Source organism: Actinoalloteichus sp. GBA129-24, assembly GCF_001941645.1.
GTDB classification, from domain to species: Bacteria; Actinomycetota; Actinomycetes; order Mycobacteriales; family Pseudonocardiaceae; genus Actinoalloteichus_A; species Actinoalloteichus_A fjordicus.
Genome location: NZ_CP016077.1, coordinates 3388791 through 3410880 on the forward strand (window position 1 = coordinate 3388791; position 22090 = coordinate 3410880).

The following is a 22090-nucleotide window of genomic DNA, read 5'->3' on the forward strand; positions in this document are numbered from 1 at the left end:
CGACGCTCCAGGCCCGCGGCCCGTCCGGTCGCCGGGCGCTCGCCCGTCTCACCGCAGGCCGCGGGTGAGCCAGATCAGTTCGCCCTTCCGGTCGGTCGAGGTGTGGTCTCGCTCGAACCCGAGCTTGTCCAACACGCGAAGCGATGCGGTGTTCCCGGTGCGCACGGTCGCCCAGAGCCGCCGCCGCCCGGTCGTCACGGCGGCGGCGAGCACCGCGCGGGCCGCCTCGGCGGCCTCACCACGCCCCTGGGCGTGGCGGAACAACTCGTAGCCGATCTCGGGTTCGGCGCGGGTGGCCCGACCGACGATCAACCCGCAGTAGCCGACGACGTCGCCCTCTGCTCGTCGACGAAGGGCATACAGCCGGATTCCCGAGCGCGCCGCCTCGGCGAGCTGTTCCGCGATGCGACCGTGCACGTCCTCGGCGGTGGGCAGCCCGTGGCCGCGCTCGGCTGAGGACACCCGACGAGTCGGCACGGTCGAACACGCCGCACCCCGTGCCGCAGGCCTCGTGTTCGACCGCCGCACGGTTTCGGGCGTACCGAGATCGCCGACGGCATGGCTCGAGCTGCGCTCGGCGCGATCGACCCGGCTTTCATTACTGCTACCTCTATTGTTTCAGTGTTAACTGAATCAAATACCAAACCATCACAGACAAAAGCCGCGAGGGCGTAGGCGAGGCGAGGACCGGTGTCGGCGGCGAGCGATCAGTCATGATCGGGTGATGTGCGAAGAGGAGCCGTTGACCGGTGGCAACGTCAGCGCCTCGGTGGTCCGGGTCGGTGACACGGTGCGGAAGCCCGCCGTCGAGTCCACCGCGTCGGTCGCCGCGTTCCTGGCTCACCTGCGGGACGCAGGCTTCCCGCACGCGCCGAGCTCCGCGGGCATCGACGAGCGTGGCCGCCACGTCCTGGAGTACGTGCCGGCCACGATGAGCGACCGGCTCCCGCCGATGACCGTCCCCGAGCTGCGTCGTCTCGGCGGGCTGATCCGCCTGCTGCACGACACGGCGGAGACCTTCGTGCCGAGTGACGAGGCGCGGTGGGACGTGGTGATCCCGCCCGATCGCGTCGAGTTGATCTGCCATCACGACCTGGCCCCGTGGAACCTCGTCCGCGACGGGGACCGGTGGGTGTTCATCGACTGGGACGGTGCGGGTCCAGGTTCACGGCTCTGGGACCTCGCCTATGCCGCACACGGATTCGTTCCGCTGCATCCCGGCGGTGACCCGAACATCGACGCGCCTCGGCTGCGCGCCTTGGCGGACGGGTACGGACTCGACGCGGAGCAGCGTGCCGCGCTGCCGGTGTTGATCGTCGACCATGTGCGCGGCATGCACGATCTGCTCGTCGAGGGCGCGCGGACGGGCAGGCAGCCCTGGGCCCGGCTGCACGCCGAGGGGCACGCCCGGCACTGGGGGCCTGCCGCGGAGTACGTCCGCCGTCATCTCGATGTCTGGCGACAAGCGTTGATCATGTCCCCCGACGCCGCCGGCCACCGTACGATGACACCTGAATCCGGTGCGTGATCGGACGGGCGCCGGTGGTCTTGTCGGGGCGCTGCCATAAGGTCCGCGTCGACTTGATCAACGATCTTCAGATGGGGGCGACGGACATGACGAGGGACGAGCAGCGGACTGCGATCACGGGCGTCGCCCGCAGGCGAGCGCGGCGTCGGGGAGGACGTCGGGCCGATCGTGGGCATCTGGTGCTGGTCGCCTCCGACGGTGCGGCGCTGCCTTCGGCCGTTGCCCCGGCGGCTGCAGGCGACCCGGCCGTTCGGCTTCGGCGGGAGTGCCGGGAGACGGTGCGGCGGTGGATGGTGCGCTCGCTGCCCATCCCGGTGTCGACGTTGGTCCGGCTGTTCGAGGACGAGAGCTGGCGGGCTGCGCTGTCGGCGCTCGTGGTGGTTCCGGTGGACGGGCGCGGTTCGTTGGTCACGGAGTCGGCGGGCCTGCTGCGCGACGTCGATGCCGACGGCGGTGTGCTCGTCGTGGACGCGTCCGGGGCGGTGCGCACCCTCACGCCTGCTCGGCTGGTGATCGGGCATCCCGTGTTGCTGCCGGATCTGGAGCGGTTCCAGGAGTTGGCGATCGTCCTGGAGATCGAGCAGCCGGTCGCCCAGCTCTTTCGGCAGACCGAGGTTCGGCCGACGGTGATGTCGGCGACGGCGACGGCGATCGCGGACTACGCCGACGGCTACTTCGTCGAGTTGGGCGATGCCTTGGATCGTTGTCGGGCCGAGGGGCTGACGGTGCGAGACGGGTATGCGGTCTGCTCGGTGTTCGAGCGGGGACGAACCCTCGAGGCGCGGTACTGGATCGGCAGCGGCTCACCCGATCTGCCTGCCTGCACCGGGGAGCTGTTCTGGGTGTTGCCGGAGGGGACGCGCGTGCGGTGCAGCGACGTCGGTCCGGTCGCCTGGTCGGAGGGTGCGCGGATGGCGTCGGTGGTGTTCGCGGGTCGTTTCGGCGCGGAGGCGGGCTCGGTGGCCTGAGCGGGCCTGGTGGGCCGGGCTTGTTCGTGGTTGGGGCGAGGCCCGGGCTCTGTTCTGCGGGTGGTGGTGCCTGCGATCTCGGGGGTCTGGCGCGCGGCAGGCGGGACTTCGGAACGGCATGTTCGCGGGTCCGCGGGTTGAGCCGTGTCCGCATGCCGTGACGACTGTCTACTTCTGGTCCGATCGAGGAGAGGTCGCGGCGTCCGGAGGAGTCGGGTTCTCGGGTGGAGTCGACGGAGCGTCGCGTTCAGTCCGGGCAGGCGACTCCACGCCGCGATCATCGCGCGGCGCGGCGGTCGTTGATCTCGGGCCGGAGCGTCTTCTCGGCTGTGTTCGCCTGGGTTGTCGGCGGGTGCCACGGCGCTTCGTGCGGGCTGTCTCGACAGCGGATCGGCTGTGGTGTGGGCGGCCGGTTCGCGGTGGTCAGTCGTGGGGTGTGTCGGGGTGGCGGCTGCGGTAGGAGCGCATCTTGTGGCGGGCGCCGCAGGTGCTCATGCTGCACCAGACGCTGTTGTCGCCGGGGGAGCGGTCGTAGTAGACCCATTGGCAGTCTGGTGCGCGGCAGACCTTCAGGCGGGTGCGTCGGCCCGCGATCTCTTCGGTGGCGAGGGCGGTCAGCAGTTCTCCGATCATGGTCTCGGCGGGCCGGTGTGCGACGAGGGTCAGGCGGGCCGGGCCCTGGTCGGGCCACTGTGGTGGATTCAGGATGGTCGCTGCCCGGCTGCTGAGGATGCGGCTGGCGTCGGCGGCGGTGTCGTCGTCTGCGAGGTGGTGGCGGATCGCCTCGCGCAGGGTCACCAGTTCGCGCCGGTCGTCCTCGTCGAGGTCGTCGGCGACGTCGTGGTGTCCGTGTTCTCGTAGCCAGGCCTGGGTATTCGGGAGGTCGGTGAAGGCGTCGGTGTCTCGTAGCAGGCATGCGGAGTTGCAGAACGCCTCGATCGTGGTCAGGGGAGGCGGGGCGGGGGGTCGGGTGTAGGCCACTCGAGCATGTTACCGGCTTGGCCTTGGAGCAGGTAACCACGGCTGTTACCGTCTAGCTGGACAAGACGGTAACGAAAGGTGTGATGATCATGTGGGAGCTGGTCGAGAGCTTTCCGACTCGGCACGGTGTCGTCCGTTGGACCTGCGCCGGCCGGGGCAGCCCGGTCGTCCTCCTGCACGGGACGCCGTTCTCCTCCCGCGTCTGGCACGACGTCGCGACCGGACTCGCCCGGCGGCACACCGTCTATCTGTGGGACATGCCCGGCTACGGCCGCTCGGAGATGCGGGCGGGTCAGGACGTCTCGTTCGTCGCTCAGCAGGAGGTCTTCACCGATCTGCTCCGCGAGTGGGGACTCATCGAGCCTGCAGTGGTCGCTCATGACGTCGGCGGGACCGTCGCGTTGCGGGCCGCGCTGCTGAGCGGTGTCCGCTACGCGCGGCTGGCGCTCGTGGACGCGGTGAGCGTCCGCCCGTGGGGCAGTGACTTCTTTCGGCTGGTGCGGGAGAACGCCGAGGTCTTCGGGCAGCTGCCCGGGTCGCTGCACGAGGCACTGGTCCGCCGCTACCTGGTCTCGGCGGCTCACCGGGTCCTGCCTGCCGACCTGCTTGCCGAGCTGGCCCGGCCGTGGCTGGGAGCGGTGGGTCAGGACGCGTTCTACCGGCAGATCGCCCAGGCCGACGAACGGTTCACGCAGGAGATGGAGGACCGCTATCCCGAGTTGGACCTTCCGGTTCTCGTCGCCTGGGGGGCCGAGGACGCCTGGCTGCCTGTCGATCGCGCCCACACACTGGCCGGGGTGATCCCGAACGCCCGGCTGGAGATGATCGCGCAGGCGGGTCATCTCGTCCAGTTCGACGCGCCGGGGGCGCTCACGGCGCTGCTCGACGAGTTCCTGGCCGACTGATCACGATAGCGCTGGTCTCGGCCCCGGTCGGCGTCCGCCGCAGATCGCGGCGGCAGGTCTGGTGCGCAGGCGGTCGGTGGGTGTTCTCGGGGAGGGCGTGTGTCGGGCAGGCGGGTCTGCCGGGCTCGTTCGATCAGACCGGCGTGTCGGTGGTGACCGGTCGCGGACGGCCTCCGCCCCCCGGTAGGCGCGCGGAAGGCACGCGCGGGAGGTGATCGCCTGCGCAGGCTGAGTGCCCCCTGCGGCGCCGATGTCGATGCGCAGCATCGCTGGGATCGAGCCTGTGCCGGACAGGGGTGCGGAGAGCAACGGCCGGGGTGGTCTGGTCGGTCGGGCGGCGGGTGCCTGCGGTTCGGTGCCGGTCAGGTCGGCTTGCGGGCCTCGATCAGGAAGCGCTGCGCATGGGTGACGAAGGGGCCTGCGGTGCGCATGCGGGCGTGCAGTGCGGCGAGTGGGGCCCGGTAGGCCTCGATGGAGAAGTCCGGCACGGTCCAGATCACCTTGCGGAGGAAGTAGACGACCGCGCCGATGTCGTGGAACTCGGCTCGCAGGGCCGCCGAGCGCAGGTCGGTGACGGTGAGCCCGGTCTGCCGGACGATCTCGGCGGTCTGTTCCGGGTCGGGTCTGGTGCCCGGTGGGCGGGGTCCGGTGATGGCCTCGGCGAGTTCGATCATGCTGCCGGGGCCGATGCCCTGGGAGAGCAGGGTGCCACCGGGTCGGAGTACCCGTGCCGCCTCCGACCAGGGGGGTGCGACGGGGTGGCGGCTGATCACCAGGTCGAAGGTGTGGTCGTCGAAGGGCAGCCGGGTGGGGTCGCCGTCGACGACGGTGATGCCTGCCGGTTCGAGTCTGCGGCGGGCGAGGGCGAGGTTGGGCGGCCAGTACTCGGTGGCGCAGGTCGTCGGGGGAAGTCCGGGTATCCCTGCGAGGACCTCGCCGCCGCCGGTCTCCAGATCGAGCAGGGCGGTGGCGTGCTGCACGCGTTCGGCGACGAGTCGGGTGTATCCCCACGGGGCGCGTTCCTCGGTCGCGCGGCCGGTGAGCCAGGAGAAGCCCCAGCCGTCGACGTCGGCGGCGTCGGCCTCGGCGAGGAGCCCCTCGAAGGTCCGTGTCATGACCGGGAGCGTGCCGGCTGGCGCGTCCGGCAGGCCAGCGGATTTCTCGGCGGCGTCGCCGGGGTCCTGTCTGGTGGGGGTCCTGCGGAGGCAGGCGCGGGGGAGGGGGCGGGCCGTTCGTCGTGCTCGGTGAGGCTCCTCGGGCGTGCGGGGCAGGGGCGCGGTGGTTGGTCACGGTGTCCGGCTGTGTCGGTGGGGCGGCGTCCCCGGTGTTCGTGCTGATCTTCGCCGTGCGTGGTGGGCTGTCGCCGTCGGCGGGTGTTCTCCTCGGTGCGCGGCGGTGGTCGTCGCGGAGCCTGCGCGGCGGTGTCTTCGGCTGGTTCACGGGATGACCGTCGGGGGTGGTGCTGTTATGGTGGCGCTCGCGTGATCGGGAACAAGGGAGACCGACGTGGTGAGTGACGACGACATCTCCGGGTGATACCGGAAGTGATCGGCCGTAGGCAGGTGCGCAGGTGCGCTGCCCGCCGCTGCCGTGTCGTCGTCACGTGAACCCCGTTCTCTGCCGGGCGGCTTCGGTGCGCCCGCCGTCACCTTTGAGGGCTCTGCCATGTCCGATGCGTTCATCATCTGTTCGAATCTCTCTTTCTCCTGGCCCGACGACACCCCGGTGTTTCAGGATCTGTCCTTCACCGTGGGCGGGGGCCGCACGGGTCTCGTCGCGCCCAACGGTGCGGGCAAGACCACGCTGCTCCGGCTGATCGCGGGGGAGTGCACGCCCACCGGTGGGACGGTGTCGGTCGACGGGGTGCTGGGGTACCTCCCGCAGAACCTGCCCTTGGCCGGTGATCTGACGGTGGCCGATGTGCTGGGAATCGCGCCGCTGATCAGGGCGTTGGCGGCCATCGAGGCGGGTGATGTCGACGAGGCGCACTTCACCACGATCGGCGCCGAGTGGGACGTCGAGGAGCGCACCCGTGCTCAACTGGGCAGGCTGGGTCTAGGGGAGCTGCCTTTCACCCGGCGTCTCGACACGCTCAGCGGGGGGCAGATCGTCTCCCTCGGGTTGGCCGCGCAACTACTGAAGCGGCCGGATGTGCTGCTGCTGGACGAGCCGACGAACAATCTCGATCTCGACGCCCGCCGGGCGCTCTACGCCGTTCTGGAGGAGTGGACCGGCTGCCTGCTGCTGGTCAGTCACGATCGGGCGTTGCTGGACCGGATGGACCGCATCGCGGAGCTGGATCGCGGCGAGGTCCGTTTCTACGGCGGGAATCACACGGAGTACGAGGCGGCGGTGCGGGCTGCGCGGGAGGTCGCGGAGAAGAACGTGCGCAACGCGGAGCAGGAGGTGCGGCGGGAGAAGCGGGAGATGCAGCAGGCGCGGGAGCGGGCCGCGCGTCGCGCGGGCAACGCCGCCCGCACTCTCAAGAGCGCCGGTCTGCCGAGGATCGTCGCCGGGGCGATGAAACGGGGGGCGCAGGAGTCGGCGGGTCGCGCGAACGAGATGCATGCCGCGCGGGTCAGTGAGGCCAAGGCGCGACTGGACGAGGCGGGTCGCGCCGTGCGGGACGAGCAGACGATCGCGTTGGAGCTGCCGGGCACCCACGTGCCTGCCGGGCGCACGGTGTTCTCCGGTGAACGGCTGCAGGCCGCCTTCGGGACTCGGCCGTTGTTCGCGGGTTCGGGTGTCGACCTGACGATCCGGGGACCGGAGCGGATCGCGCTGGTCGGGGCCAACGGTGCAGGCAAGTCGACACTGCTGCGGATGATCAACGGTGATGTGGACTCGTCGGGCGGCGTGATCGCCAGGGCGGACGGCCGGATCGCCTACCTGTCGCAACGGCTGGACCTGTTGGACTCGACCCGCACCGTGGTGGAGAACCTGGCTGCCGCGGCGCCCGCGATGACGGCGGGGCAGCGATTGACCCTGTTGGCCCGTTTCCTGTTCCGAGGCGACCGGGTTCACCTTCCGGTCGGGGTGCTCTCCGGTGGTGAGCTGCTGCGGGCGACGTTGTGCTGTGTGCTGTGCGCCGAACCGGCGCCGCAGCTGCTGTTGTTGGACGAGCCGACGAACAATCTCGATCTGGTCAGTGTGGCGCGGTTGGAGAGTGCGCTCGGCGCCTATGAGGGGGCGTTCGTGGTGGTCAGTCACGACGAGCGGTTCCTCGCGGAGATCGGGGTGAACCGGTGGCTGCGGCTGTCGGACGGGACGCTGCGGGATGCGGAGGGTCCCGACGGCGGCTGAGGCTCTTGAGCGGGTCGGTGGCGCGCAGCGTCGGCGGGCGGAGATCGAGGGCGGCTGGTCGTCTCCGCCAAGGGGCACGACGGGCGAGGGCGGTGCCCCGCCGCCGGTGCGCGCCTGCCGGGTCGGCGTCGGCCGGTGTCGGAGGCGTCGTCGGGGTCCGGCAGGATCGGCGGCGGACGTCGACGCTGGTCACGAGGGAAGCGGTGGGACATGCTCACGGGGTATCGGACGATCGCCCGGAACGGTGAGCACGAGATCGAGATCCGCCGTTCCCGATTCCGCTGCCTGCTGAGCAGGGTCGACGACGAGGACGCGGCCCGGGCGGTGATCGCCGCGCGCCGTAAGGAGCACTGGAACGCCACGCATAACTGCACGGCCTACGTGCTCGGCGCCGCCTCGGACAAGCAGAAGTCCAGTGATGACGGTGAGCCCGCAGGCACGGCGGGGGTGCCGATGCTGGAGGTGTTGCGGCGACGTGAGCTCAGTGACGTGGTCGCCGTGGTGACGCGGTGGTTCGGCGGGGTGCAGCTCGGCGCAGGCGGTCTGATCCGCGCTTACGGTCAGGCGGTCGCCGAGACGATCGATCTGTTCGGCACGGTGGCGTTGCGTCCGTGCAGGCTGGTGACGGTGGCGGTGGACTTCCCGCAGGCCGGGCGGATCGAGCACGCGCTGCGGGACTCGGCGTATCCGGTGCTGGCCGCCGGCTACACCGACCGGGCACGGTTCGAGGTGGCGGTGGCCGAGGAGGCGTTGCCGGAGTTCACCGAGTGGGCGGTGACGATCAGCAACGGCGCGGCCGAGCTGGTGCACGGCGAGCTGACCTACGTGGAGGGCAGGCAGTAGGCGCGGGATGACTCGCCCACCCGCGTCGACCCGTACCGCCTGGGGCGCGCTCCCGGAGGGGGGCGGTCGGCCGACTGAACTCGGAGACGATCTCGTCCTTCCCGGACCGGACCGGACCGGACCGGACCGGACCGGCGGGGCGTCGTCTCGTGTCGTCTCGGCGGGGTGCCTGCCGTGTCCGCGTCCGTTCCGGTGGCGGCAGGCGATCGACACGCCAGGTTCGTCCGAAGGAGATCGCCGCGTCGTGTCGAAGTGGCGGTGTGGCGTTCGACGAGTAGGCAGGAGACACGTTCGACGCGAGACCCGAATCGTCGGACGGCCGAATGGACGGACCGGGAGAACACGCGATGAGAAGACTGACGGTGACCATGTTCCTGTCGTTGGACGGGGTCGTGCAGGGGCCGGGAGGTCCTGACGAGGACCGCGACGGCGGCTTCGAGCACGGCGGCTGGACCGTGCCCTACGGCGACGCCGACCTGATGGCCCTGGTGACGGGCTGGTTCGGCCGGGCAAGCGGATTCCTGTTGGGACGGCGAACCTACGACATCTTCGCGGCGTACTGGCCGCTGGTCACCGATGAGGAAGACCCGATCGCCACCCGGCTGAACAGGCTGCCCAAACACGTCGTCTCCCACCGCATGACCACGCCGCAGTGGCAGCACTCCACAGTGATCGGCGGCGACGTCGCCGAACAGGTCGCGCGACTCAAGGAAGACGATCCGGACGATGCAGGCGGGGAGTTGCAGATCCACGGCAGCGGCGGTCTCGTGCAGAGCCTGATGGTCCACGACCTGGTGGACGAGTATCGGCTGCTGATCTACCCCGTCATCCTGGGCACCGGGCGGCGTCTGTTCGTCGAGGGGAGTCCGCCCACGGCGCTGCGGCTGGTCGACTCCACGATCACCGGCGCGGGCGTCGCCGTGCACACCTACCAGCCCGCCGGGCGTCCCACCTACGGCACCTATGCCCTGGAGGACTCCTGATCGCCGGCCCCGCTCCCTGCCAGGCCTCGGCGGGCGACGGCGGACGTGTCGTGTAGGTCGCAGACCTGGGCGCCCGCCCGCTCGGCGTCTCCGGCCGGGTCGGGGACGCACGGCGGGGCACGCCGACCGTGGTCCGGCGTGCCCCGCCCTCGCCCACGTCCATCCCGCCGAACCCGGCGTGCGGCGGGGCCGTGGAGGTTCCCTCAGTCGTCGGAGGTCGGTCGTGTCGGCGCCGAGGACTCGCCGGGTACGGTGGGCGGCAGAGCACGGGAGCCGTCCCCGCACCCGACGTCTCCTCGGCGGCAGGCGGTGTCCCCGTCGCCGTGACCGTCGCGGCGACCTCCCGGACCACCGTAGGTCGTCGACCCGGCAGCAGGCGGCTGATCAGCGGGAACAGCAGGATCACCGCGATGATGACGTAGATCGTCACCGCGATCGGCGAGGACACCAGGCCCGTCGGGTCGCCGTCACTGATCTGCAGGGCTCGCCGCAGTTCGCGTTCGGCCGACGGGCCGAGGATCACCCCGGTGATCGCGGGGAGCCCCGGGAAGCCCGAACCGGCGCATCGCGAAGCCGAGCAGACCGATCACGAACAACAACAGCAGGTCCAGCACCTCCCCGCCCACCGCGTAGGCGCCGACGCTGGCGAAGAACAGGATGCCCGCGTACAGGTAGGGCCGGGGGACCTGCAACAGCTTCGCCCACAACGGCGCCAGCGGAGGGTTCAACGCCAGCAGCAGCACCGAGCCGATGAACATGCTGGCGATGAGCGTCCACACCAGGCCCGCCCCCCGCTCGAACAGCAGCGGACCGGGGTGGATGCCGTACTGCTGGAACGCCGCGAGCATCACGGCCGCCACCGCCGTGGTCGGCAGTCCCAACGTCAACATCGACACCATCGTGCCCGCGGCCGAGGCGCTGGCGGTGGCCTCCGGACCGGCAGTCCCTCGACCGCGCCGTGGCCGAACTCGTCCTGGTTCTTGGAGAGCCGTTTCTCGGTGACATAGGACAGCACCGTCGTCATGTCCGCGCCGCCCGCCGGGATTGCGCCGAACGGGAACCCGATGAACGGTCCACGCAGCCACGGCTTCCACGACCGACGCAGCTCGGCCCTGCCCAGCCACGGCCTGCCCACCGGGATCGGCCGGCCCGGGGTGTGTCGCAGATGCGCGGCCACCCACAACGACTCGCCGATGGCGAACGGGCCCACCGCGACCAGCACGATGTCGATGCCGTCGGCCAGGTGCAGCGACCCCAAGGTGAGGCGTTGCTGACCGGTCATCTGGTCCAGCCCGACCAACCCGATCGTCAAGCCGATGAGCAGCGAGGACAACCCGCGAGTCCGTGACTTGCCCAGCAGGGCGGTGGTGGCGTGGCCACGAACGCCAGCACCATCAACGCGGAGTAGTCCGGAGCACCGCACGAACCCTGCGCCCCGACCTCGTCCTGCTCGACGTCTACCTGCCCGACATCCACGGCCGCACCGTCCTGCGTGAACTACGCACCCAGGACACGACCGACGGCACCGTCGCCGAGACCATCGTGGTCACCGCCGCTCAGGACGTCGAGACGGTACGCGGAGCCGTGCACGGCGGCGAACGCCTGGAATCCTTCGCCTCGATGCACCGCAGGCTCGCCGCCTTCCCCGACGAACGGGAGGTGACCCAGCGCCAGGTGGACGAGGTGTTCGGCGCCCGCCCCCGCAGCACCGACACCTCACCCAAGGGAGTGGCCGCCGAGACCGCGTCGGTGGTCGCCGACACGCTGCGCACCGCCACCCGCGCGGGACTCGGCCTGTCGGCCACCGAGTGCGCGGAACAGACGGAACTGTCCAGAGCCAGTGCCCGCCGCTACCTGGAGTACTTCGTCGACGCCGGTCGCGCCGAGGTCCGACTCCGTTACGGCAGCACCGGCCGCCCCGAACGGCGCTTCCGCTGGGCAGAGGGCGGCAGTCGACCCTGATGCGACCGCGACCGGCTGGCCACCCGAGCACCTGCGGTGCCCGCCACACGATGCGCTCCTACCGCAGCCGCCACTCGGACACACCCCGCGACTGACCCCGCGAACCTGCCGCCCACGACACCCCCACCGCAGCTGATCACCGCTCGACCCGACCCGGTCCGCCCACCCGCCGACACCGACATGTCACCCGTCGACGGACGGCGCCTGCCGCCCGCAGTTTCGATCAACGCAGCAGGCCCTCGGCGGCCCCGCACCCCGCGAACAGTCGAGGACCGCTGCTCACCGACCCGGCGCGGCCGTCTCCCCACAGCCGCCGGACGACACGACGGGGTCGAACAGACCCGCCGGATCGTGGTGGGCGCGCAACGCGGTGAGCCGACGCCGGACGTCCGGCCGGTGTGCGGTCCGTAACTGATCGGCCGTCACCCGACCGAACAGAAAGTTGAGGCCGCGCCCCGCCGTCGACGGCCGTACCGCTTCCAACGCTCTGGCATGAACCCCCAGGACCACGTCGATGTCGGAGACCCGCGCCGCCGGGGCCGGAACCGACCCTCCGACGTCGTTCCCGTCCCCGCGCCCGCGCCCGTTCGACAGACCGGCGCCGACCCGACGGACACCGACCTGCTCGGCTGCGGAGATCGTCACCGGCGAGAGGACCCCCAACAGATACCGGGCCTCCCGATGCCCGACCGCGTCGGCCGTGCCGGGCGGCCTGCCCAACGCCCCGCCGAGGTGTGTGACCTGGACGACGCACATCACCGGTGCCTCCGGCCCGCACACCGACAGCACCGTGTCCGCCGCCGACCCGTCGGGGCCGGTCAGCATCGCGTTGTCGCCCTGGTAGGCGTGCGGCTCGGTCGGGTCGGCGTTGATGACGTCGGACTCGGCGAACGTCATGTCCCGCAGGGCGTCGTCGGTGACGCCCCCGATCCGCCGTAGCGGGGCGACCCGCCGCTCCCCGTCCGCCGGGTCGCCGAGATGGGCGACGTGAACCTGCACGGTGCGCCGTCCCCGCTGCTCGGCCGGGATGTCGGGGGAGTCGGGGAAGGAGATCACCGCCACCGACGAAGACGACCCCTCGGGCGCCGAGGCGGTCCAGTCCAGGTAGGCGGCCACCACCTCGCCCGCCCGCCCGGCGTCGAAGGTCAACGTGCCGCCGTAGAGCCGGGTGACCTCACTCAGACCGATCCGCATCCCGGTGACGACGCCGAGACCGTCCCGGCCGCCACGCAGCCCCCAGAACAGATCCGGATCGGACTCGGCGGTGACGTGTCGAAGCCGCGCGTCGGGAGTGACGACGTCCAACGCCCGCACGTGCTCCGCCGCCCAGCCCTGCGCCCGGCCCAGCAGACCCAGGCCGCCCCCGAGGGTGTAGGCGATCGCGTTGAGGTGCGGCGCACTGCCGGAGGGCGGCGCCAGACCATACCGGGCCGCAGCCTCGATCACCGCGTCCCAGCGGGCCCCCGCCTCGACCCACGCGGTCCGCGCGACGGGATCCACCGCGACCCCCGCCATCCGCCCGGTGGCGATCATCAGACCGCCCGCCGGTGCCTCGGAGGAGAGCCCGTGGCCGGTGGCCTGCACCGACACCGACAGCCCTCGCTCCCCGGCGTACTCGACGGCCGCGCGGACGTCGGCTGCCTGCGTCGCTCCGACGATCACGGCGGGCCTGCGGGCCCAGGCGGTCTGGAAACCGGTGCGCTCGGCGTCGAAACGGGCCTCGCCCGCCCGCACCACCGGGCCTCGGATCAGACCGAGAAGCGCGTCGTGTTCGGCTCGCCGATCCTTCGTCGCACCGCCGGGCGGCCGCCTCGGCGACCCCGACGGCACTCTCGACTGCTGGTGAGCGGACATCTGTTCCTCCTTCTTCTGCAACGGGACTTCTCGCGGCCCGCCCCGCACAGGCTCACGCGAGGCGGCACCGTGCTCGCGATCGGCGCGACGAGCACACTTCGAAGACGGTCCGGCGGCGCCGAACGTGAGATCAGCGCCCCGATGCGGCGCCGAATTCCCCCGAAAGGTAGAAGTCCTTGCGGACAGCTGATGTCCGTGACGACTGCCAGACTGCTCGGCGTGTCCAGGAACATGCCTGCCCGGATGCTGCGGCTGGTGTCGCTGCTGCAGAGCGGACGCGAGTGGACCGGTGGTCAACTCGCCGAGCGGCTGGGCGTCACCGACCGCACCGTGCGACGTGACGTCGACCGACTGCGCGCCCTGGACTACCCGGTGCAGGGCACCACCGGCATCGCGGGCGGCTACCGACTGTCCTCCGGGCGGAACCTGCCGCCGTTGATGTTGGACGACGACGAGGCCGTCGCCGTCGCCGTGGCGCTGCGCACCGCCGCAGGCGGGATGACCGGCATCGAGGAGACCGCCGTGCGAGCACTGGCCAAGCTGGATCGCCTGCTGCCTGCCCGGCTGCGCCCGAAGGTCGCCGCCGTCGCCGACATGACGGTCTCCGTCACCGCCCGCGCAGGACCCGACGTCGACCCCGCGACGCTGCTCGCGTTGGCGTCGGGCTGCCGGGAACGCGAGGTGCTGACCTTCGACCACCGAGGGCGCAGCGGCGACCGCGCACCACGCCGGGTCGAGCCGCACCGGCTCGTCGTCTCCCACGGACTCTGGTACCTGCTGGCCTTCGACCTCGACCGCGACGCCTGGCGTACCTTCCGCGTCGACCGCGTCACCGACCCCCGCCCCACCGGTCGGCGGGCCCGGTCACGACTCGCACCCGCCGACGTGGTCGCCCTCCTGACCAGGTACGTCACCACGGCGCCGTATCGCCACACCGCCGAGGTCACGGTGACCGCCACCGCCGCCGAGGTGCGAGCCTGCCTGCCCACGACGATCCCCGACCACATCACGACTCTCGACGAGCACCGCTGCCTCGTCCGACTGGGCGCGGACTCCCTCGACTCGATCACCGGGGACGTGACGGCACTGTTCGCGCTCGGCCCGACGGTCACCGTCGAGAGCGGCCCGCCGCTGACCGACCACCTGCGGACGCTCGCCCACCGGCTCGCCACCGCGGTGACCCCGACCGGCGGGGCCCGACCACCCGGAGGCGATCCGCCGCACCGTCCGGCGGTGTGATCACCACGGTGCACGACCGTCCGTCGGGGAGAGACCCGACCGGCGAGCCGCTGGTCATCGACGAAAGACCAGCAGACCGGGCCGTTCCGGTCCGGCAGTCAATCCCGCCGAGGACACCTCCGCGCGCAGTTCGGCCTCGTCGACCGGCCACAGGTCGAAGGACTCGAACTCCTCCCGGGCCGCGCCACCCGGTGCGGTCACCCGGTAGTGGAAGGTCCACCGCAGGCACCGTGATCCCGCGATCGGCGACGCCACGACCGAGACCTCATACCGCGTGTCGCCGACGTCGACGGTGGACAGCGTCGTCGGTCGTACGGGGGCAGGACCGGTGCGGTCCACCACCAGCAGCCCGCCGGGTCGCAGCATCGCCCGCGCCGTCGACCAGAGCCGATCCCGCGTCGGCGGCGGCAGCGCGTCCACGAAGTTCACACACACCATGAGGTCGACGGGCTCGATCGGCCTCAGCTCCTGCACGGGCTCCGGATACACCCGGACATGTCTGCGCATGGGCGTCGAGCCGGCCCACCGGGACAACAGCACCGCCCGCATCGGGCGCGACGGCTCCACCGCGTGCACCGGCACCGACGTCGACTCGGCCAACACCTCGGTGACGATGCCCGTACCGGCCCCCACCTCCAGGATGCCCGCCCGCGCCGACCGAGCCAGCGAGGCCAGCTCTCGCTGCGCCTTGCGTCGATATCGGCTTCGATGCAGCAGGTCGTAGAACTCCGAGGTGACCCGGTAGGGCTCGGCGTCCGGGACCGGCGCCGAACTCGATGCCTGCGCCGAGGGGGCGCGCGTCACGGTCGCGGGGCGTGTTCGGCTCATGGCCACATCATCACGGCCGGGGCGCGTCGGGGCGCGTCGTCGGTTTCCCCGGACCGTCACGGCCCGCCCCGCCACGACGCGCCCAGACCGAACCGACGCCGGGACGGCGCCGACTCGCGCGGTCCCGGACCGGACCCCTACGGTCTGTGATGATCACAGGAGGTGATGAGATGGTCACAGAGAGGTGGTCATCGATGATGTGGCCACTGCTGGGCGCGCTGCTCGTCGCCTGGCTGGTTCTCTTCGGGATCGTGGTGGTCGGGGTGCTCCTCGTCGACTGGCTGCGACACTGCAGGCAGCGACGACAGGACCGCGAGCAGTTCGCGGAGTATCGACGCGCCATCGCCGTGCTGCGCCGCGGCCGGGTCACCCCCGGTGCCTGCCGCCGGGCCGTGCGAACCCGCGAGAACCAGAGGCGGCCCGCACCGAAGGCGGGTGTGAACCGCCCGTCCTGACCCGCATCGCCGCGACCCGCAGGGGCCCGACCGGCCCCGAGTCGCATGCCGCGAACGCCGCCGCCGTGCACACCCCGTCCGGGGCGGCACCCTGCCGGGACCGCCGATCAACGACCGGACGTTCCCGGCAGCCTCGACACCCGCACCCGCAGGACCGGCAAGAGCCCCACCCGGTGGCCGCCGCCCCCGCCGCGAACCCGGGTCCGCACCCCGGAAGCCCGGCGGGGGCACGAGGCCAGCCTGCGGCGCTGATTCCGTAGGGTTGTCGGCGTGTCTTCAGCCATCATCGCGGCATCGCCGAGCGAGCCCGCGGATCAGGACGGCCCGCCGTCACACCAGCGGCGCCGGACCGTGCTGCGCGTCCTGTCCGCCCTCGCGGCAGGGGCGCTGCTGTCCCTGACCTTCGCACCGTACTCGTGGTGGTGGCTGGCCCCGATCGCCCTCGCCCTGTTCGCCTCAGCGATGCACGGGCGCCGGGCCCGCGCGGGCTTCGGCCTGGGCTTCCTCGCGGGAATGGCATTCTTCCTGCCCCTGTTGACCTGGACCAACGAATACGTCGGCGCGGTCCCCTGGGTGGTCCTGGCCGCGTTGGAGGCATCGTTCTTCGGCCTGGCCGGGATCATGATCGCCCTGGTCGGCAGGCTGCCCGCCGCGCCAGTGTGGGCAGCGGCCTCCTGGGTCGCCGCGGAGGCCCTGCGCGGCGCGATCCCGTTCCGAGGCTTTCCGCTCGGGAGCGTGGCCTTCGGTCAGGCCGACGGCCTGTTCCTCTCCCTGGCCTCCCTCGGCGGCGTCGCCCTCGTCGGGTTCGCCGTGGCACTCTGCGGCTTCGGCCTCGCCGACCTGGCCCGCCGCGTGCTGGGCGCCCGCCGCCTCACCACGGACGGTGCATCAACCGCCGAGTCACGAACGCTCGTCAAGCCCGCGATCCTGACAGTCGTGCCCGCACTGGCCGCGTTGGCCGCCCTGCCCGCAGTGGGCACCGACGCCCAGGAGGGCACCGTCACCGCCGCCCTGATCCAGGGCAACGTCCCCCAGCTCGGCCTGGAGTTCAACGCTCAACGACGGGCCGTCCTGGACAACCACGCCGACCGCACCCGGGAACTCGCCGCCGACGTCGCGGCAGGCCGCGAACCACAGCCCGACATCGTCATCTGGCCGGAGAACGCCTCCGACATCGACCCCTTCCGCCACGCCGACGCCGACGCCGTCATCGACTCGGCCGTGCGTGCCATCGACGCCCCCACGATGGTCGGCACGCTGGAGACCCCAGACCAGGGCGACATCCATAACACGGTCGTGCACTGGGACCCCGACGGCGGCCCCGTCGACACCTACCGCAAACGCGAGATCCAGCCCTTCGGCGAGCGCATCCCGCTGCGCGGCCTGGTCTCGGCGGTGATGGGCGTGGTCAATCCCTCGATTCGCATCCCCGACCGCGAGTATCAGCCCGGTGACGCGCCCGGCGTGTTCGCCATGGGCAGCGCCGACGTCGGCGTCGTCACGTGCTGGGAGGTGGCCTTCGACCACCGCGTCAACGACACGGTGCTCGCCGGTGCCACCGTGCTCGCGGTGCCGAGCAACAACGCGGCCTTCGGCCTGACCGCGATGTCGGAACAGCAGCTGGCGATCTCCCAGGTTCGGGCGGTCGAACACGGCCGTGCCGTCCTCGTCGCGGCGACCAGCGGCATCTCCGCCGTGGTCTCCCCGTCGGGCACCGTCGTGTCGTCGACTGACCTGTTCACCGCCGATGCACTGGTCGCGGAGATCCCCCTGCGCTCGACGACTACGCTGGCCACCCGGCTCGGCGCGGGCCCCGAGTGGATCCTCTCCGCTCTGGGCGTGGCGGCGGCGGGCTGGGTCGTGATCGGCGGCGTCCGACGTCGCCGACTCGACAGGCGGTCCGCCGTTCAGGACGAGTCTCACCAGTCCTGAGACGGCGCAGACAGCAGTACAGCGAAGGTCCCGGGCGCCACCGGGAACGGGGCGACATGATCGGGAACGGACAGTCGACGCAGGCGGGAGCGGCGTCGACGAGGAGGAGACACATGGCGGAGCAGCCTGCCGAGCACGAGAGCCAGGCTCCCGGCCTGGACAAGGTGCTGGTGGTCATACCGACGTACGACGAGCGGGAGAACATCGGCCCGATCGTCGCGCGTCTGCACGCGGCGCTGCCCACGGCGGAGGTGCTGGTCGTCGACGACGGCAGTCCGGACGGCACGGGGGAGTTGGCCGACGAGATGGCCGCCGAGGACCCGCGTGTCCATGTCATGCACCGCACGGAGAAGGCCGGGCTGGGCGCGGCATACGTGGCGGGCTTCAACTGGGCGTTGGAACGTGACTACGGGGTCGTGGTGGAGATGGACGCCGACGGCTCCCACGCCCCCGAGGAACTGCCTCGGCTGCTCGCGGCGCTGGGTGACGACGCCAACGGCGCCGACCTGGTGCTCGGCTCGCGGTACGTGCCCGGTGGTAGAACGGTGAACTGGTCCAGACGCCGGGAGTGGATCTCGCGCACCGGCAACCTGTACTCCAAGATCGCGCTGGGTGCCCCCGTGAAGGACATCACCGGCGGATACCGGGCGTTCCGCAGGCAGGTGCTGGAGAAGATCCGCCTGCACAACGTCGCCTCGCAGGGCTACTGCTTCCAGATCGACCTGGCCTGGCGGGCCATCGAAGCGGGCTTCACGGTCGCCGAGGTTCCGATCACCTTCACCGAGCGGGTGCACGGTGAGTCGAAGATGAGCGGCAATATCGTTCGCGAGGCGCTGCTGCGGGTGACCAAGTGGGGGCTGCGCCGACGCGGACGGCAGATTCAGTCGCTGCTGGGCGGGAGACGCGCGAACTGAGCCCACGGGCTCGGCACGGCGCGGACGTCACGTCGCGGACGCCCTAGCAGGCGATCATCGACGCCGCGCTACTCCGGCGGCAGGGGCGAGATCATCGGGCGGCATCGCGGGCGCGGACAGCGGCGAGTCGACGTAGGGACCGCCGTCGCAGCCCCGGCGGCGGGGACGTCGGGTGCTGTTCGGCACGGAGTCACGCCGAATGCGACGTCGGGAACGAGGCGGGTGCCGGTGAGGCGACCGTGGAGCGGGGACTCCGCTGTCACCCGACGGGCCGTATCCGTCTGACCGGGAATCCCGGCAGTCGTCACATCAGAGCGTGTCGCGGTCGCTCACCGCAGCGGCGAGGCGCCGGCCGTCGCGGCAGCCGGCACGGGGGCACCGGCCGTGCGTGTCACGTCTGCCGTGCTGGGCACCGCGTCCGCCCGTCAGACGACGCGCGGACGCACGACGGCACAGGCCTCCACACGGCAAGGCCGCCTGAACACATCCGGTTCAGGCGGCCTCCCCCGCCGCATCGTGCGGCCCGCAGCTCAGGCGGACCGAGAGGTGCGCCTGCCGCGCAGCTCTTCGAGCCGCTCGGACAGCAACTCCTCCAGCTCGGGGATCGTCCGGCGCTCCAGCAGCATGTCCCAGTGGGTACGAGCCGGCTTGACCTTCTTGGGCTCCGGCTCGTTGCCGTCGAGCATCTTCGACTCGTTGCCGTGCAGCCGACATTCCCAGATCGAGGGGACCTCGGCGTCGTCGGAGAACGGGACCTCGAAGTCGTGGCCCTTGGGGCAGGCGTAGCGCACCGTCCGGCGCGGTGCGAGGTCGTGATTGCGGTCGGTCTCGTAGCTGACGGCTCCGAGCCGGCTGCCACGCAGAACGCGGTCGGCCATAACGGTGTCCTTTCGCTCGGTCCAGGGTCTGGATCGACCCTGGGGTACGTGCTCACCGAGTGCAACGACGGTGAGGTCGTTGTCGTTCCCGGTTTGGCCTAGTCGGTTGCCCACGGTGACGTGTTTCACGCGTCAACGAAGGCTTCCTCCATAGGGATGCAATCGGGCGCTGTTCGTGACGCGTTATCCGCCAAGTAGCGAGCACGACCACACGAATGGGTGATGGTGCCCAGGGCGGAGGTTATCAAGCCAGACTCAGTTGCCCCTGTCCAGTAGCGATCGGACCGAGATCACCCGCCCTGAAATGACGACGACACAACACTTGGTAACGCACCGTGACAGATTCTTGGTCGGGGAGGTCTCGACCGTCCGGGACGGCAGCGCCTGCGGAGGCCCCGTCCTGCCCGGTGTCGGCCACCAGAACGGTGTCACCGGCCCGGATCACCCGCCCGTCCACCACCCGGGCGTTGAACCGTCCGGACGAGCCGCACCAGCACAACACCTCCACCTGCACCGCCTGAATCAGATCCGCCAACTCGAACAGCCGCCGAGAACCGGGGAAGAGCCTGCTCTGAAAGTCCGTCGCGATCCCGAAGCAGTACACGTCCACCTGCACGTCATCGGCCAGCTCGGCCAGCTGATCCACCTGCGACGCCGTGAGGAACTGCGCCTCGTCGACGATCAGGTAGTCCACCGGCCTGCTCGCCGACCAACGCCCCCGCACCAGCTCCCGAATGTCCAGGTCCTCGTTGACCTCCACCGCACCCCGGGTGATGCCGATCCGACTGGAGATCTTCGGCTGTCCTGACCGGTCGTGACGAACCAGCAACATCCCCTCACGGCCCTGCCGCGCATGGTTGTGATCGATCTGCAACGCCAGCGTCGACTTCCCGCAGTCCATCGGACCGTAGAAGAACCTCACCTGACCCGCCGCCCGCCGCCCGGAACGCCGGGGGAGCGAGGAGAGGGCATCGGTCGGGTCATCGGCCAACACTGCACTGTCCACGGCCGCAGACCTTACGGTGTGCACCGATCAGCCCGACGCACCCGCACACTCCCCGGACCGAGATCACACCACCTTCGGCGGCCGGTTGCCCGCCGCCACGATCGCCCGCCGCACCGGGACCAGCGCAACCAGGATCAGACCCACCACGAAGAACACCACCAACGACACGATCGCCAGCCGATAGGACCCCGTCGCCTGCCCGGCCGCCGCGAACACCAGCGGACCCAGCCACGACGTCGCCCGCTCGCCGACCTCGTACACCGAGAAGTACTCCGCCTCCCTGCCCGGCGGCACCAGCTGAGAGAACAACGACCGCGACAGCGCATTCGTTCCGCCCAGCACCAGACCGATGCCCACCGCCAGCCCGTAGAACTGGAACTCCTGGCCCGCCTCGACGAAGAACGCCGCGCCCACCACCACCACCCACAGCACCAGACTCACCATGATCGTCCGCTTGGCACCGAAACGCCGCGCCGCCCGCCCATGAGCCACCGCACCGACGAACGCGATGAACTGCACGATCAGGATCGTCGTGATCAGCACCGTCCGATCCAGGCCCAGCTCCCGCTCGCCGTACTGGCCCGCGACGTTGGTCACCGTCACGATCCCGTCGTTGTAGACCAGGTACGCCGCCAGGAACCCCAGGGTCAACGGATAAGACTTCGCCTCCCGCAGCGTCTGCCCCAACTGCCGGAAACCCGCCCGGAACACCGCCACACCCCGCTCACGGCCCTGCGGCGGCTGATGACCACGCAGCCGCGCCAACGGGATCAGCGTGAACACCGCCCACCACAGCCCCGCCGTGAAGAAGCACCACCGCACCGCCTCGGCCTCGGTCAGGCCCAACGACTCATGGCTCAGATAGAGAGCCAGATGGAACGCCAACGCCAGGCCCCCGCCCAGATAGCCGAACGCCCAGCCTCGAGACGACACCCCGTCCCGTTCGTCGGCGTCGGCGATCTCCGGCAGGAACGAGTAGTACACCACCACCGAACCGCCGAAGCAGATGTTGGCGAGGATGAACAGCACCACCCCGAGCTGCCAGTTCGTCCCCGCTAACAACGCCAACGCCGAGGTCGCCGCCGCCCCGGCGAAGGCGAATCCGCCGAGCATCACCCGCTTGTTCTGCGTCCGATCCGCGATGGCACCGGTGATCGGCAGCACCAGCACCTGCACCACCGTGGCCACCGACAGCAGATACCCCCACAGCGACCCCGCCGGGAACGACAGCCCCCATAGGCTGATGTCGCAGTCCACCAGGGCCGAGCCGTCCGCACAGGACTGCCCCTCGGCCCGTGCGGCGGACTCGGCGACCTCCGTCAGATACAGCGACAGGAAGACCGTGATGACCGAGGTCGGGAACACCGAGTTCGCCCAGTCATACCAACACCAGCCCCGCTGTTCCCTGCGCCGTTGTGCGCTGGTCGGCGCACTCTCGACGCCCGGCTCCACGACGTTCGACCCCACAGCCCGATTCCTCCCACCGGGTGAACTCCAGGCACCCGGTGGCG

Annotated in this window: 20 protein-coding genes and 1 pseudogene; 12 read left to right on the top strand and 9 right to left on the bottom strand. The window is 70.9% G+C overall.

Annotation, left to right across the window (positions count from 1 at the left end; genetic code table 11):
- Window positions 1-48: 48 nt before the first annotated feature.
- Complete coding sequence (locus UA75_RS15225) at window positions 49-462, bottom strand: GNAT family N-acetyltransferase (RefSeq protein WP_075740812.1); 414 nt, start codon at window positions 460-462, stop codon at window positions 49-51.
- 262 nt (window positions 463-724) lie between these two features.
- Between UA75_RS15225 and UA75_RS15230 the strand changes: the two genes are divergently transcribed.
- Together UA75_RS15230 and UA75_RS34925 are read left to right on the top strand one after the other, a co-directional pair.
- Window positions 725-1528 (top strand): phosphotransferase enzyme family protein, encoded by an 804-nt coding sequence (locus UA75_RS15230; RefSeq protein ID WP_075740813.1) that lies wholly within the window; start codon window positions 725-727, stop codon window positions 1526-1528.
- A 71-nt stretch (window positions 1529-1599) separates the two neighbouring features.
- Window positions 1600-2496, top strand: coding sequence for a DUF4132 domain-containing protein (locus UA75_RS34925; protein ID WP_157434199.1), 897 nt, complete (start codon window positions 1600-1602; stop codon window positions 2494-2496).
- Window positions 2497-2919: 423 nt separating this feature from the next.
- Here the strand turns inward: UA75_RS34925 and UA75_RS15240 are convergent, their stop codons facing one another.
- Window positions 2920-3477 (bottom strand): CGNR zinc finger domain-containing protein, encoded by a 558-nt coding sequence (locus tag UA75_RS15240; RefSeq protein WP_075740815.1) that lies wholly within the window; start codon window positions 3475-3477, stop codon window positions 2920-2922.
- Window positions 3478-3560: 83 nt separating this feature from the next.
- On the opposite strand from UA75_RS15240, the gene UA75_RS15245 reads away from it, so the two are divergent.
- Window positions 3561-4382: an alpha/beta fold hydrolase gene (locus tag UA75_RS15245; protein ID WP_075740816.1), complete on the top strand. Its 822-nt coding sequence runs from the start codon at window positions 3561-3563 to the stop codon at window positions 4380-4382.
- 362 nt (window positions 4383-4744) lie between these two features.
- On the opposite strand, the gene UA75_RS15250 is transcribed toward UA75_RS15245, so the two are convergent.
- Entirely contained in the window at window positions 4745-5497 is a 753-nt protein-coding gene (locus UA75_RS15250; RefSeq protein ID WP_075740817.1) for a class I SAM-dependent methyltransferase, read from the bottom strand.
- A 176-nt stretch (window positions 5498-5673) separates the two neighbouring features.
- Between UA75_RS15250 and UA75_RS32885 the strand changes: the two genes are divergently transcribed.
- From UA75_RS32885 to UA75_RS15265, 4 genes are all read left to right on the top strand, one after another.
- Window positions 5674-5829, top strand: coding sequence for a hypothetical protein (locus UA75_RS32885; protein ID WP_232251207.1), 156 nt, complete (start codon window positions 5674-5676; stop codon window positions 5827-5829).
- A gap of 218 nt (window positions 5830-6047) precedes the next feature.
- Entirely contained in the window at window positions 6048-7685 is a 1638-nt protein-coding gene (locus UA75_RS15255) for an ABC-F family ATP-binding cassette domain-containing protein (protein WP_075740818.1), read from the top strand.
- 210 nt (window positions 7686-7895) lie between these two features.
- Entirely contained in the window at window positions 7896-8528 is a 633-nt protein-coding gene (locus UA75_RS15260; protein ID WP_075740819.1) for a YigZ family protein, read from the top strand.
- A 347-nt stretch (window positions 8529-8875) separates the two neighbouring features.
- Window positions 8876-9511 (top strand): dihydrofolate reductase family protein, encoded by a 636-nt coding sequence (locus tag UA75_RS15265; RefSeq protein WP_075743839.1) that lies wholly within the window; start codon window positions 8876-8878, stop codon window positions 9509-9511.
- A 361-nt stretch (window positions 9512-9872) separates the two neighbouring features.
- Here the strand turns inward: UA75_RS15265 and UA75_RS15270 are convergent.
- Window positions 9873-10930 (bottom strand): annotated as a pseudogene (locus UA75_RS15270) (tripartite tricarboxylate transporter permease); the annotation flags it as partial.
- A 51-nt stretch (window positions 10931-10981) separates the two neighbouring features.
- Between UA75_RS15270 and UA75_RS15275 the strand changes: the two are divergent.
- Window positions 10982-11473 (top strand): hypothetical protein, encoded by a 492-nt coding sequence (locus UA75_RS15275; protein ID WP_412459538.1) that lies wholly within the window; start codon window positions 10982-10984, stop codon window positions 11471-11473.
- A gap of 279 nt (window positions 11474-11752) precedes the next feature.
- On the opposite strand, the gene UA75_RS15280 is transcribed toward UA75_RS15275, so the two are convergent.
- Window positions 11753-13327: an FAD-binding oxidoreductase gene (locus UA75_RS15280; RefSeq protein ID WP_157434201.1), complete on the bottom strand. Its 1575-nt coding sequence runs from the start codon at window positions 13325-13327 to the stop codon at window positions 11753-11755.
- A gap of 189 nt (window positions 13328-13516) precedes the next feature.
- Between UA75_RS15280 and UA75_RS15285 the strand changes: the two genes are divergently transcribed.
- Window positions 13517-14566 (top strand): helix-turn-helix transcriptional regulator, encoded by a 1050-nt coding sequence (locus UA75_RS15285; protein WP_232251208.1) that lies wholly within the window; start codon window positions 13517-13519, stop codon window positions 14564-14566.
- Between the two features lie 54 nt (window positions 14567-14620).
- On the opposite strand, the gene UA75_RS15290 is transcribed toward UA75_RS15285, so the two are convergent.
- Window positions 14621-15394: a class I SAM-dependent methyltransferase gene (locus UA75_RS15290; protein ID WP_157434202.1), complete on the bottom strand. Its 774-nt coding sequence runs from the start codon at window positions 15392-15394 to the stop codon at window positions 14621-14623.
- 194 nt (window positions 15395-15588) lie between these two features.
- On the opposite strand from UA75_RS15290, the gene UA75_RS32890 reads away from it, so the two are divergent.
- From UA75_RS32890 to UA75_RS15305, 3 genes are all read left to right on the top strand, one after another.
- Window positions 15589-15849, top strand: a complete 261-nt coding sequence (locus UA75_RS32890; protein ID WP_157434203.1) for a hypothetical protein — start codon at window positions 15589-15591, stop codon at window positions 15847-15849.
- Window positions 15850-16119: 270 nt separating this feature from the next.
- Window positions 16120-17781, top strand: coding sequence for an apolipoprotein N-acyltransferase (gene lnt / locus UA75_RS15300; RefSeq protein ID WP_075740824.1), 1662 nt, complete (start codon window positions 16120-16122; stop codon window positions 17779-17781).
- A 113-nt stretch (window positions 17782-17894) separates the two neighbouring features.
- Complete coding sequence (locus tag UA75_RS15305; protein WP_075740825.1) at window positions 17895-18695, top strand: polyprenol monophosphomannose synthase; 801 nt, start codon at window positions 17895-17897, stop codon at window positions 18693-18695.
- A 530-nt stretch (window positions 18696-19225) separates the two neighbouring features.
- Here the strand turns inward: UA75_RS15305 and UA75_RS15310 are convergent.
- The 3 genes from UA75_RS15310 to UA75_RS15320 all read right to left on the bottom strand — a co-directional run bounded on the left by UA75_RS15310 (window position 19226) and on the right by UA75_RS15320 (window position 22046).
- Window positions 19226-19573 (bottom strand): RNA polymerase-binding protein RbpA, encoded by a 348-nt coding sequence (locus UA75_RS15310; protein WP_075740826.1) that lies wholly within the window; start codon window positions 19571-19573, stop codon window positions 19226-19228.
- 244 nt (window positions 19574-19817) lie between these two features.
- Window positions 19818-20579: a thymidine kinase gene (locus tag UA75_RS15315; RefSeq protein ID WP_075740827.1), complete on the bottom strand. Its 762-nt coding sequence runs from the start codon at window positions 20577-20579 to the stop codon at window positions 19818-19820.
- A 63-nt stretch (window positions 20580-20642) separates the two neighbouring features.
- Entirely contained in the window at window positions 20643-22046 is a 1404-nt protein-coding gene (locus UA75_RS15320; RefSeq protein WP_232237767.1) for an MFS transporter, read from the bottom strand.
- Between the last annotated feature and the right edge of the window lie 44 nt (window positions 22047-22090).

Excerpts from the sequence above, each read along its gene's own strand:
- UA75_RS15230 (WP_075740813.1), top strand. The coding sequence starts at position 725 with ATGTGCGAAGAGGAGCCGTTGACCGGTGGCAACGTCAGCGCCTCGGTG.
- UA75_RS34925 (WP_157434199.1), top strand. The coding sequence starts at position 1,600 with ATGGGGGCGACGGACATGACGAGGGACGAGCAGCGGACTGCGATCACG.
- UA75_RS15245 (WP_075740816.1), top strand. The coding sequence starts at position 3,561 with ATGATCATGTGGGAGCTGGTCGAGAGCTTTCCGACTCGGCACGGTGTC.
- UA75_RS15250 (WP_075740817.1), bottom strand. The coding sequence starts at position 5,497 with ATGACACGGACCTTCGAGGGGCTCCTCGCCGAGGCCGACGCCGCCGAC.
- UA75_RS15255 (WP_075740818.1), top strand. The coding sequence starts at position 6,048 with ATGTCCGATGCGTTCATCATCTGTTCGAATCTCTCTTTCTCCTGGCCC.
- UA75_RS15260 (WP_075740819.1), top strand. The coding sequence starts at position 7,896 with ATGCTCACGGGGTATCGGACGATCGCCCGGAACGGTGAGCACGAGATC.
- UA75_RS15265 (WP_075743839.1), top strand. The coding sequence starts at position 8,876 with ATGAGAAGACTGACGGTGACCATGTTCCTGTCGTTGGACGGGGTCGTG.
- UA75_RS15280 (WP_157434201.1), bottom strand. The coding sequence starts at position 13,327 with ATGTCCGCTCACCAGCAGTCGAGAGTGCCGTCGGGGTCGCCGAGGCGG.
- UA75_RS15285 (WP_232251208.1), top strand. The coding sequence starts at position 13,517 with ATGTCCGTGACGACTGCCAGACTGCTCGGCGTGTCCAGGAACATGCCT.
- UA75_RS15290 (WP_157434202.1), bottom strand. The coding sequence starts at position 15,394 with ATGAGCCGAACACGCCCCGCGACCGTGACGCGCGCCCCCTCGGCGCAG.
- UA75_RS32890 (WP_157434203.1), top strand. The coding sequence starts at position 15,589 with ATGATGTGGCCACTGCTGGGCGCGCTGCTCGTCGCCTGGCTGGTTCTC.
- UA75_RS15305 (WP_075740825.1), top strand. The coding sequence starts at position 17,895 with ATGGCGGAGCAGCCTGCCGAGCACGAGAGCCAGGCTCCCGGCCTGGAC.
- UA75_RS15310 (WP_075740826.1), bottom strand. The coding sequence starts at position 19,573 with ATGGCCGACCGCGTTCTGCGTGGCAGCCGGCTCGGAGCCGTCAGCTAC.